Source organism: Gluconacetobacter entanii, assembly GCF_003206495.1.
GTDB lineage: Bacteria > Pseudomonadota > Alphaproteobacteria > Acetobacterales > Acetobacteraceae > Novacetimonas > Novacetimonas entanii.
In genome coordinates this window covers 19,473-30,349 of sequence record NZ_NKUF01000032.1, presented here as the reverse complement: position 1 = coordinate 30,349, position 10,877 = coordinate 19,473, and the positions used below count along the sequence as shown (strand labels likewise).

Genomic DNA, 10,877 nt, shown 5'->3' with positions numbered 1-10,877 from the left:
CACTCTAGAAAACCAGCCCGCTAAACTCAAGAACTTTCTGCCCCCGAAGCGGTGAACGGGGATATAGGCCCCTCACCAAAAACCGTCAATCCAAAAATGCACTTTTTTTGAAAAAACAATCCCCGCCTAAATGTGGATCGCGGTTAACCGCCGATTTCGACGGGCATCTTTTTATCGTCCCCTTACCAGCAGCACCAGACGAAGTGGTATAATATAACAATAATCCGTTGGGCAGGATAACTGCTATTATCAAAATCAGCGCAGACCCTGCCAAAGACGGCCCGTAATATGCGGCCATCGGGGAGCGGCCGCCGTAGCTGTTACGCCGTACTGCCCCAATCCATGTTCCATTCAAGGCAAGAGACGCACAAACCGATGCAACCTGCTCCCAAGGCAACACTTCTCACGCGGCTCAATGAACAGATCGCCGTCAAGATGACCTTCATCTTTGGAAGCATCTGGTGCGTTTACGCCTTCCTTGTCTTCTCCCTGATCCCGCTTGCCGCACCGGGATGGCAGAATACCCTCCTTTATATCAGCAACTGCATCCAGCTTGTGGCGCTTCCGGCGCTTATGGTGGGGAATGCAGTCCTTAGCCGCGCCTCCGACCAGCGCGCGGCAGAGGATCATCAGGCGCTGGTCGAAATCCTCAATGATGTCCGGGCCGAAGTCGCGGCGCTGAAAACCATGACGTCTGGCATTGCGCAGAAAACGGACGAAGCCGCAAAACATCCTTCCTCGGAAATGGTGTCCTTTGCCAATGAGGCCATCATCAACCTTGGTGAGGCAGAGGCCGCATCTTCGAAGGACGATCATTCCAAATAGGACAGGCCCCGGGCTCTATTGCAATCCGGCCAGTACGGAGAGTTCATCAAGCAGCCCCACACCAAACGAGCCTGTACCAACCGCCTGCACGCGCTCCGCCGCGACAGCATAGGTTGCATGCGCGGCGCAGGCCGCTTCCACCGCCGTATCGCTGACGGGCAGGAACGCGGCAATCAGGGCACCAAGGGCGCAGCCTGCGCCCGTAACCCGCGTCAGGCGGACATCCCCGCCTTTTACCGCAAAAATTGTGGCGCCCGATGCGATGTAATCCGTGGCTCCGCTGACGGCCACCACTGCCCCGCTCTGGCTGGAGAGGGTCTGTATATGCCGCAGGGCGTCATGGGATCCGTGCGCGGTTTCAACCCCCCTGCCCCCGGCATCCGCCCCGGCAAGGGCCATCAGTTCGCTGGCGTTTCCCCGGATCACCGCCGGGCTAAAATCCAGCAGCCCCAGGACGATCCGGTCATATTCCGCACTGCCCGCCCCAAAGGCCACGGGATCAATCACCCACGGGATGCCTGCGTCATGCGAACAGGCCGCCACACGCCGGACATCCTGCGGGGATGAGGACATCAGTGCGGCGGTATTGATCCACACCGCCGCCGCAGAACCACCAAATGCCTCAGGCCAGCCAGGCGCGGTTCCTATGGCTGGCGCCGCCCCGACGGCAAGCAGCACATTGGCGCTCAACGTTGCGGCCACATAATTCGTCACGCCATATATGAACGGTGCGCGCTGGCGTATCCCGGCGAGCCTGCCACGCACCACCGGGTCCTCCCATGACACTGTGATCATCGACATTGCGGCACTCCCTGCGCATCAGTGTTGCCCGACATGGGGCCCTGCGGACTGTCGGGCCAAAAACTTCATGAATTCATTGTCATATATCGTTTATTGCCAGCCGGAAGGACAGATCGGCACTTGCCTTTTGACGACGATGGCACGACAAATAGGATACTCCCCGGTATTCGAGGCCGTGAGAGGGTATCGCACCTGTCCCGCGCCATGCCGACCTGCCGCCGTTTTTTTCAGGAACATATTGTGCGTCCAGTCTTCTTCTGCATTCCAGCCCTCCTGCTGGCTGGCCTTGTTACAACACAGACCGCCCGGGCTGCTGACGCACTGGGACAACCCATGGCCAGGCTGTGCTTTTCGCTGAAGTCCGTTGCCGTCGCGGGGGGCTATAGCTGGGGCAAGGGACGTCTGTTCTATGGAACGCATTCCTATCCCGTCCGGATCCGTGGCGGCGGTGCAGTGGGAATCGGGTATTCCCACATCCGTGGCGATGGTTCCGTCTATAACCTGACGCGCCTGCCGGACCTGAACGGAACCTACTGGGCGGTGAAGGCCGAAGCGACCATGGCGCGCGGCGGCCACTGGGCGGTGATGGAAAACAACAACAACATCAACATAAAGGTGTCCGCCCATACCAGTGGCGCCCATCTTTCGGCGGCAGTCATGCGCCTTACCCTCAAGGTGGACCCAAGTCTGGGCGACGATGTGAGTGGAGAGGGAAAATCCTGCAAGATGGCGCTGGCGCAGTATCACCTTCACTAGGCCCTGCCCTGCCTGCCGCATGCCACAATGGCCCCGCCCCTGTATCGAGGGACGGGGATGGGATATGCTCTGGCTTTCATCCCAGCAGAAGCAGGTCATCTCCATGAGCGATACCCCACGCCACCTGAACATCAGCAAGATACTGGGAGGCCGCCCCTCCCCTGATGGCAGCAAGGTTGTCCTGGAAGTCGAAGATGGGGATGGCGCGAAACTGCATCTGTCCGTGCCGCCGGCGCAGCTTGTCAACTGCCTGCCCCTGTTTGCCAAGCTGGCTTCGGACTGTCAGGCCGTTGGCGGGGGGAAGCCCAACCCGGTCTATGACGTCACGCAATGGGAACTTGGCACCGACAGGTCGCGACAGGAGGTGTTCCTGTCCCTGAACCTGCCGCCGGGTGGCAGGCTGACCTTCCACCTGCCCGCCCCCGCGCCGCAGGGCATTTACGAAACGCTGGGACAGATGCTCCGGGTTCAGGCGCAGATCTCCTCCTCCACGCACTGAACGTCCCGGCCCGCGCGTCATGCGGCCGGCATCGTGGTGTCCTGGTGCATCAGGACATCCCGATACAGACCCGGCGTGTTTTCCAGTTCGGAAATACTGCCATCCTGCACGATATGCCCGTGCTCCATCACCACAATCCTGTCGAAACCCTGCAGGGTGGACAGGCGGTGGGCCACGGCGATGACGGTCCGCCCCGCCTGCAGGCGATCAAGCGCGTCCTGCACGTGCTTTTCGCTCTGGCTGTCCAGTGCGCTGGTCGCTTCGTCAAGGATCAGGATCGGGGCGTTGCGCAAAAAGGCGCGCGCAATGGCAATCCGTTGACGCTGCCCCCCGGACAGCATGACGCCGCGCTCCCCCACGATGGTATCGAACTGCTGCGGCATCGCCATGATGAAATCGAGGCACCCTGCCGCAGAGGCCGCGGCAATCACCTGCGCGTCGCTTGCCGTATCGCACCCGTAACGGATATTGTCGCGCACGGAACGACGCAGTAACGCCACCTCCTGCGCGACAACGGCCATGCAGCCACGCATGCTGTCTTCGTCAAGGTCAAGGATGTCGATCCCGTCAATCAGGATCTGCCCCTCCTGCAGGAAACGCTGCCGCTGCAGCAGGGCCAGCAGCGTGCTTTTTCCCGACCCCGACTGCCCCACAAGCCCGACGCGCGTGGCGGCGCGGATTTCAAGGTTGAAGTGCGACAGGACCGGCTTCCCCCCGGGATAGGAAAAACACGCATCGCGTATGCTGACATGGCCACGCGCGCGTTCCGGCAGGCTGCGCGAGGGCAGAGGATGGCTGGCGGTTTCATGCGGCAGCAGGAGTTTTTCCAGCGTTTCCGACAGGCGCGAGACATGCTGCACCGCCTCCACCAGCGCGAAGGCAAGATCACGGGTGCAGTTGAGGATGACAAACCCCAGCGTCGTCACCATGACCACGTCGCCAATCGTCGCGCGGTGCAGATGCCACAGCATCACGACCCAGAACAGCAGTCCACCGGTCATGAGCATCGTCAGGCCGGCATGGAACATCCGGAGTTTTTCAAGGTAGCGCAGGGAGCGGCGATGCAGTCCGGTCTCGTTGCGGATACGCTGGCCCATGCGCAGGCATTCACGCGCGGTCATGCCATATGCCAGCACCAGCGGCATGTTGTTGACGATGTCCAGCATCTCCCCATCGTTTTCCGCCGCCTGCGTCGCATAATCACGATGCAGGCGGCGTCCCCTGGTGCCAAGCAGGAAGATGACCAGGCCCGCGCCCACCGTCATGCCCACGATCGACAGCGCCATCCACGGACTGACGGTCACCAGCATCCAAATGGACATGAAGATGTTCAGCGTGGAGGGAAGCAGCGTCCAGGCCATCTGGTTTTCAAGGCTGAAGACCGCATTCGCCGCCGTGGAAATACGCGCGGACATGGCGCCGGACATGCGTTCGGAGAAATAGGCGACGGAATGCCCGGTCAGGTAGCGGAACAGGTCGCGGCGGATATCGCCCCCGACCTGTACGAACAGGCCGGACGCCATCCATCCCGCCACGCGCCATGCACAGCCATCAAGGAAAATGACCCCGCAGAACACCCCGACCATGGACCAGACCACCGCCATGTCCGGCCGGGGGGATGCGGCCATCGCATTGACCAGATGGCGGATGATGTAGGATGTGCTGACCCCGCATGCCATCGCAAGCGTCACCATCGCCATGACCAGCAGGTGCGCCCACCAGTGACGGCGGACATACCACCCCATGAACCGGGCCGGATGATGGCGCAGGCCGGCCATCACCCCATCGGGGATGGTCACGTCGGAAGGTTGTCTCTTGTCCATATATGTCCCTACTGGGTCGAGCCATTGGTTTCATGGACGGTGGCCGTCGCCAGATGCGTCGCAAGCGCGCTTGGAATACGCGGATCCCTGTCCTTGCTGAGAATGGGCGGCGTCAGGTACAGCACACCCTGCGGGAACGCCATGAGGACCCTCCTGTTGCGCAGGAAATCCATGCCCAGAAGGTTGTATTTCGCCTTTTCCACATTCACGTCGAGGGCGCGGTCCTTCCACTCCCCGATCGTCACATTGTCAAAATGGTGCCGGTGCCCGACCAGGATGCGTCCCACCACGGTCCGCACATGCGGGTCATCGTGCAGCGTGGCATGGGTCAGGCCCACCGTGCGCGCATCCTTCTGCCGGACGACCGATGCATTGGATCCCGGCTCCACCTCCAGCCGCAGGGGAATGTCCCCGACCTTCAGTTCCACCCCCGTCAGCACGCCCCTGGCGTTGGGAATCAGCGTGACCGGCGTCACCCCCGCGCCCAGCCATTGCGCCATGGCGGTGCATCCCGGCGCATCGGACAGGCGAAAGAGGATCATCCGCTTTGCCACGAAATCAAGCAGCACGTCATAATTGCTCAGCACGCTGTAGCCGATAATGCCCAGCACCGGCTGGTCATTTATGGTCTCCAGCCTGTCCCCGACCACGATGGCAGGCACATTGCCGGCCTCACCCTGTGCAATATGCAGGGACTTGATCGTCGTTGCGAAGGAATAGCTCTGCCCGGCGATGGTCTGAAGCTGGAACGTCCTGCCAACGGGGTAATTCATGACAGGATCGGCAAATACCCCGATATCTTCCTGCGTGAAGCTGACATAGGCCAGGCCGGACTTTCCGTTGATTTCCACGGGAATGACTGGACTGCCGCTGTGGGACATCAGCGGCACGTCCATGACATGGGCCACGCAATGCGCGGGCAGCACATTGTCGATCATGTCTTCGGCACGGGCAGGCACATGGCCCGCCACCAGCACAGAGCATGCAACAAGCAGCCACCCCGCCCCGCGCCACCATGCGTACCGCCGATCATGTTCAGCAGCAGGAGGCCAGGAGGCGGAAGGATGCGACAAGCGGGAATCGCGGCCCGAACGGGTAATATGGCTGGGGAGCATGCTGCACGACGGGACTTTGCTGCGTTTTGAAACCGCCGCAGCCTAGCACGAAATGCATGCAGTGGCAGGCCATGAAATCCCCCGTACCGCCTGCCCTGCGCCATCGGGGTCCTTATCAGGCGCGGTCGGGCACAGGGGCGGAAAGGAAGCGCCCATCCCCATCGCGTCCCTGCGCGCAGGGCGGTGACACATGCCACCGCGTCCCACATTCAGGCGCAGCCATTACGGCCGGGACGGGCGACACGGACAGGGCGTAGGCATTGTTGATGCCCCAGGCGAAAAAGAACCCCAGCGCGCTGAGTGCCATGCATCTCATCTCGTGCCTCCCTGCCTGAAAGAACGGTATATCCCTCCAACGCCCAATTTTTGGAATCGTTCACACCCGACTGTAAAAATACGAACCTATGCTGCGCGCCGGAATGGGGATCAATGCGTCATGCGCAACATCTTCCTTATCCGCATGCAGATTGCCTGGCGCAGCCCCAGCAGCCAGACCTGTATGCTCCATCCCCGTGCCTGATGGTTGAACGGCCACCTGCCCCCCCGCACCCGGTCGGAAGGATGGAACAGGGTCGGTTCGCACAGTTCGATGGCACGATGGTCGCGCGTCAACTGCCGCTCCATGCCCAACTGGCTGACGCACCATCCGATGACCCCGGGCATAAAGCGCGTGGCAAGGGAAAAAAGTTCGGTCGTGCCGGTAATGAACAGTTCGGAATGATTGCTGCGCGCGGCAAGCCAGATCCCTTCGGCTGCGACCTCAGGCTTGTAGATCGGCTTGGCCGGGCGGGCGGGCCATCCCATGTGGCTCAGCGCATGACTGAAAAAGGGCGTGTTCATCGCCGCAGGGAAAACCGAGCATATGCGCACATGACTTTTTTCAAGGCGCAGTTCCCCGCGGATCGCCTGCGTAAATGAACGCACGGCCCCCTTCGCCCCGGCATAGGACGACAGCAGCGGCACACCGTGAAATGCAATGGCGGAGCAGACATTGACGATACATCCCTGCCCGCGCGGGCGCATATGCCGCAGGGCAATGCGCGTTCCATTGACCGTGCCGTGGTAGGTGACATCGGTCACGCGCTGGAACTCATTTTCACGCACATCGTCAAAACGTCCGTAAATGCCGGTGCCCGCACAGTTGATCCAGACATCAACCGGCCCCAGTTGCGAAATGATGCTGTCTGCCGCCGCCTCCAGCGCGGCGGTATCCGTCACGTCCGCTTCCACGATCGCAGCGCACCCGCCCTGGTCACGCACGTCCTGCGCCGTTGCCTGCATCGCGGGAAGACCACGGGCAATGATGCCGACTTTCCAGCCATGGGAGGCAAAAAGCCGGGCCGTGCATCGGCCGATTCCTGATGAACCGCCGGTAATGATGACAACTTTTTCTCTAGAATCGTGCAATTTACCAACCTTGACGCGTTTTACAGACGGGACACCAAAAAAATTGTCCCACCGGACATAGTCATACCTGCGGGACATGCACAACATGTCCCTGTCCCGGCATCCACATGTCATCATTCACAGAAAAATAAAGTGAAAATATGGCCCCTTCACTTCCTGCCGGGCCGTCTCATGCGATTGCCTTGCCGCCCCGGAACATCATGAGCCACACGAAAAACGCATGGACATGCTGCCCCCATGCCCGACGTAATGGCGGGAAAACTGCCGGGCGTCACCCTGACGGACGCTGAAAAGACGCTGGTGAAGTCCGCCAGCCAGACCGTATTCAACGAGATCACATCGCTCGAAACCTCAATCGAGGGTGGGAAGTCCATCACCTCCACCGTCGTGTCGGCGCTGGAGACCGACTTCGGCTCGTTCGAAACCTGCTGGACCGGCGTGAAGGCCGGGCAGCAGCCCTCGGCCTGCGCCGACATCGCAACCACCACCACGGGAAACTGACATCATGGACGCAGCAGAAATCGGCGCGATCGCCAGCGCAGCCAGCGCGGTCCTCGCCCTGATCGAGAAATACGGCCCCGAAGCATGGGCTACGATCAAGAAAGCGGTCGAAAACACCAAAAGCACGACCGGACCCGCCCTGACGGAGATCAAGGCGATCTATGCCAAGTGCAAGGCTGACAACTCGGCGATTCAGGCGTCATGAGCATCTTCGTCGCGGGCCTGCTGGCCGGGTTCGCGGGCGGCTTCATCTCGGCTGGTGCCGGAATGGAACTGTTCCTGTGGCGCAGGCAGAGGCGGGCGTTGGCGGTACGGATGACGTTGGGCAATCTAGACGATTAAGCAAAAGGTAGTACCGCAAATCAACTCTATTGGAAAGGCCGTCTGAGTTCCGTCCATAATAATATTAATAATAAATAGTAATAATATTTACTAATTATAGTTTTATATAATTTCCTTGAAAAGAAGGACACGTGTCTACTTTGGAAATATCGCGATACACTTTAAACGGCTGAGATAAGGCAAATGCCGCCCGTCTGCTCAATTTTCGATGCCGACAGGCAGACCAGCGAAGTCAGCGGCCCTTGATGATCTTGTTAAAGTCGATGTCGTAGCCGGCGGCATGCATTTCTCTGGCAAGAGCGATCTTCCAAGCGCCGGCATCGTCCCATTCGATGTAGGCGACGCCGACGTAGTCCGATGGCAGTTCGATCGTATCCTTGCACAGCGCGCAGACCTTGTCCCGCCCGAGGCGGCCGACGAAGTACCCCAACTCCAGTATCACGTTCTGTCGGGCGCGCGGCATCTCCTCAGTGTCAGTCTTTGCCTTACCGACATCGTCCGGGGTCAGGAGGACCACTGCGAAACCGACGTCGCTGTTGGCGATGAGTTTCTCCGGGATGGTCATCCCCCTGCTGGGCTGCTCGTGCAGAATGACCGGCTGCAACCCCTGCTGCTCAAGGAAGCGGGCTGCGGTTTCCTTGGTGCCATTGTCGCGGCCATGGACCACGAATATCTTGTTTAGGTCGATGGAAGTCGATGGAGCATCCTGCAGGGCTGGCACCGATTGCTCGACGAACGCCTTGAAGTCGCGACCGAACGGCACGATGACCGACTTCGTCATCTTATGAATGCCGGAGATAAGCTTGGTGCCGTTGTAGAACCAATGGAATCCGAAGTCCCTGAACCAATTCGGATCAGCGGCGCCGCGCTCTATGATGATGATGGTGAGGCCGAGCTCCTGCTCCTTGTCGTCGGGCCACTTAAGGCTTGCGCTGCCCACCATGCTGCCTCCCTGATCGCTCTCCGCGAGGAACCGGTCGAAGTCGACCTTGCTGCTCAATGCCTCGCTGGTGGCGCGCAGTTCCTCCGCTTTCAGAGCCCCAGCCAGCTTCTTCAAAGGTCGTTCATAAGTGTTGTAGTCGGCCTGCTGCAGGTCGAGTATGGCGTTGTTCAGTTCGGCGAAAGCAGATTTCAGAGTCACTTGGTGTCTTCCTCCAGACGAGCAGCTGCGGCCTTCTCAAGTATCTGCTCACGCAGATTCGCCTTCATCTGCTCCACCAAGTTGGCCACCATGTCGTTGCCCTCGTAGGAAACGGCCTTCTGATGGATGGCGGCTTCCATCTCGCTGATGGCCGTCTCGATGCTGCTTGGGTCGGTGGGATCAAAGGATACGCTCGTCAATTCTCCGTCCACCTCCTTGGCGAACTTGGCTAGTTGGTCCATTTCCCTAGTGAGCTTGTCGAGACCCGTGATCTTGAACATGTGTTCCCCTCCCAAAGGCGTCGTACCCCAGCGATGAGCATGGAGTAGATGTCGTGCCCGTAGCTATCCCAAATCGCCCACCAGCCTACGACAGGGTATTCAGTAATATTCCACGATATCCGTGTGTTGTCATTAACCCATCATTACATGCTACTGATCGGCCGAGAGATATGGCTGCTTCCGATCGGCGAGGCAGCAACAAAAATCTCCCTTTTAGACAGTTAGGTCGATGGGTGCGCCAGGTCGTCAAGCAGGGTATGGGCGCATGGCAGTTCATGTGCCTGTCCGGGCGACAGTGTGAAGGACAGTGCCGCGCGCGTCGGTCGCACCATTTGTGGGCGAGCGTCGTTAAACTTCTTTGCGTCTCCACTCCTTGGGTGACGGGAATTCCTCATGTATCCGGGCCAGAACCTCCAGCCACGCTGCAATGGATGGCGGGATATCAGCCCGCCCTGCCGCCCATCGACGTGCAAGGCGTTCGTCCGCACCAATTTTGGTAGCAAAACCTCGCTGCGACCATCCAATCGCAGCAAGGCATTCCCGGAAGCGGGTGGGGGTCATCCCTCCATTCCCTTTATCATGTGGCTGGCAACTGCCGCGAGAACGCCGCCCCCAAGGCTACTGACAACCACCAGAGGCCCAAGCCAGCGATCCCGGTTCAGCTTGGCAGTTGCAGTCATCAGCTTGTGCTGTTCGGCCACATACTTGCGCGTCTTTTCCTGCATCATTTCGATGCGGGCGACCTGTTCCTGCTGTTTCTGAAAACCCATTTCGATTGCTACCGTTTCGCTTATTGGGGTGTCCCCTCAAAATCGGGCTGGGTCAATTCCCTTGCCATGTCCGCAATTTGCGAACAAACCGAAATGGAAATCAATAGGAGAACGCAAAACAGCAGGCTCCTATGAAGACTCTGTTCGTAGTGATACCGAAGACAATCCCCATCGCCTCTGCCATGATCTGGATGATCTGAATGTCGATCTGATCTAGTCTGCTGCAGTTTTGACCAAGAGAAGGATCGCGGTCTGTATGCAGACTTTATTCTGCAACGCAGGCATCATTTGTTGGTGCACGGCGATTACGCAAGTCCACCCATTCACAAAAAATGAACGTCAATGAACGCAGACGTATATAAAAACTTATTAGGGGATAGGTTTGGGGCCAATTATGGCCAAACTTCAAAAGTATTCGTAAAATCAGTTACTTGTTGAAGTTAGTTGGCGGAGGGGATGGGATTCGAACCCACGGAACGAGTTACCCCGTTCAGCGATTTAGCAAACCGCCGCCTTCAGCCTCTCGGCCACCCCTCCGCCGGGGAAAAGCGTATATTTCTACACGGCGTTTGCAGCGCTGCTTGTAGCGTGTTCCAGCAGCGCCGTCAAACGTTCA

Annotated in this window: 14 protein-coding genes and 1 tRNA gene; 6 read left to right on the top strand and 9 right to left on the bottom strand. The window is 59.3% G+C overall.

The genetic code is table 11. The features are described 5' to 3' along the window. Window positions 1-375: 375 nt before the first annotated feature. On the top strand, window positions 376-825 hold the full coding sequence (locus CFR72_RS12385) for a hypothetical protein (RefSeq protein ID WP_110914236.1): 450 nt from the start codon (window positions 376-378) through the stop codon (window positions 823-825). Between the two features lie 15 nt (window positions 826-840). Here CFR72_RS12385 and CFR72_RS12380 read toward each other — a convergent pair whose 3' ends face one another. After that, complete coding sequence (locus CFR72_RS12380; RefSeq protein WP_208630039.1) at window positions 841-1,626, bottom strand: hydroxyethylthiazole kinase; 786 nt, start codon at window positions 1,624-1,626, stop codon at window positions 841-843. A 240-nt stretch (window positions 1,627-1,866) separates the two neighbouring features. On the opposite strand from CFR72_RS12380, the gene CFR72_RS12375 reads away from it, so the two are divergent. Both CFR72_RS12375 and CFR72_RS12370 read left to right on the top strand, forming a co-directional pair. Beyond that, complete coding sequence (locus CFR72_RS12375) at window positions 1,867-2,382, top strand: hypothetical protein (protein ID WP_110914240.1); 516 nt, start codon at window positions 1,867-1,869, stop codon at window positions 2,380-2,382. Between the two features lie 64 nt (window positions 2,383-2,446). Further along, complete coding sequence (locus CFR72_RS12370; RefSeq protein WP_110914235.1) at window positions 2,447-2,881, top strand: hypothetical protein; 435 nt, start codon at window positions 2,447-2,449, stop codon at window positions 2,879-2,881. Between the two features lie 17 nt (window positions 2,882-2,898). On the opposite strand, the gene CFR72_RS12365 is transcribed toward CFR72_RS12370, so the two are convergent. From CFR72_RS12365 to CFR72_RS12350, 4 genes are all read right to left on the bottom strand, one after another. Further along, complete coding sequence (locus tag CFR72_RS12365) at window positions 2,899-4,704, bottom strand: ABC transporter ATP-binding protein (RefSeq protein ID WP_110914234.1); 1,806 nt, start codon at window positions 4,702-4,704, stop codon at window positions 2,899-2,901. 8 nt (window positions 4,705-4,712) lie between these two features. After that, window positions 4,713-5,777, bottom strand: coding sequence for a retroviral-like aspartic protease family protein (locus CFR72_RS12360; protein WP_244182288.1), 1,065 nt, complete (start codon window positions 5,775-5,777; stop codon window positions 4,713-4,715). A gap of 157 nt (window positions 5,778-5,934) precedes the next feature. Continuing rightward, a complete protein-coding gene (locus CFR72_RS12355) occupies window positions 5,935-6,135 on the bottom strand; it encodes a hypothetical protein (protein WP_146220726.1) in 201 nt (66 codons plus the stop codon). A gap of 110 nt (window positions 6,136-6,245) precedes the next feature. Next, window positions 6,246-7,226: an SDR family oxidoreductase gene (locus CFR72_RS12350; RefSeq protein WP_167400381.1), complete on the bottom strand. Its 981-nt coding sequence runs from the start codon at window positions 7,224-7,226 to the stop codon at window positions 6,246-6,248. Between the two features lie 237 nt (window positions 7,227-7,463). Here CFR72_RS12350 and CFR72_RS12345 point away from each other — a divergent pair, with 237 nt between their 5' ends. From CFR72_RS12345 to CFR72_RS17590, 3 genes are read left to right on the top strand one after another with little or no spacing between them, the layout of a single operon-like run. Beyond that, entirely contained in the window at window positions 7,464-7,727 is a 264-nt protein-coding gene (locus tag CFR72_RS12345; protein ID WP_233043427.1) for a hypothetical protein, read from the top strand. A 4-nt stretch (window positions 7,728-7,731) separates the two neighbouring features. Continuing rightward, a complete protein-coding gene (locus CFR72_RS12340; RefSeq protein ID WP_110914230.1) occupies window positions 7,732-7,932 on the top strand; it encodes a hypothetical protein in 201 nt (66 codons plus the stop codon). Further along, window positions 7,929-8,069, top strand: a complete 141-nt coding sequence (locus CFR72_RS17590; RefSeq protein WP_167400380.1) for a hypothetical protein — start codon at window positions 7,929-7,931, stop codon at window positions 8,067-8,069. The genes CFR72_RS12340 and CFR72_RS17590 overlap by 4 nt, the downstream gene beginning before the upstream one ends. A gap of 232 nt (window positions 8,070-8,301) precedes the next feature. On the opposite strand, the gene CFR72_RS12335 is transcribed toward CFR72_RS17590, so the two are convergent. The 4 genes from CFR72_RS12335 to CFR72_RS12315 form a co-directional block, all read right to left on the bottom strand. Beyond that, the gene (locus tag CFR72_RS12335) at window positions 8,302-9,210 is read right to left on the bottom strand and encodes a TIR domain-containing protein (protein WP_110914229.1); all 909 of its coding nucleotides are present in this window, start codon (window positions 9,208-9,210) and stop codon (window positions 8,302-8,304) included. Beyond that, window positions 9,207-9,491: a hypothetical protein gene (locus tag CFR72_RS12330; protein ID WP_110914239.1), complete on the bottom strand. Its 285-nt coding sequence runs from the start codon at window positions 9,489-9,491 to the stop codon at window positions 9,207-9,209. Before CFR72_RS12330 ends, CFR72_RS12335 begins: the two co-directional genes overlap by 4 nt. A gap of 557 nt (window positions 9,492-10,048) precedes the next feature. Then, window positions 10,049-10,261 (bottom strand): hypothetical protein, encoded by a 213-nt coding sequence (locus CFR72_RS12320; protein ID WP_208630038.1) that lies wholly within the window; start codon window positions 10,259-10,261, stop codon window positions 10,049-10,051. Between the two features lie 445 nt (window positions 10,262-10,706). Continuing rightward, a tRNA-Ser gene (locus CFR72_RS12315) sits at window positions 10,707-10,798 on the bottom strand. Between the last annotated feature and the right edge of the window lie 79 nt (window positions 10,799-10,877).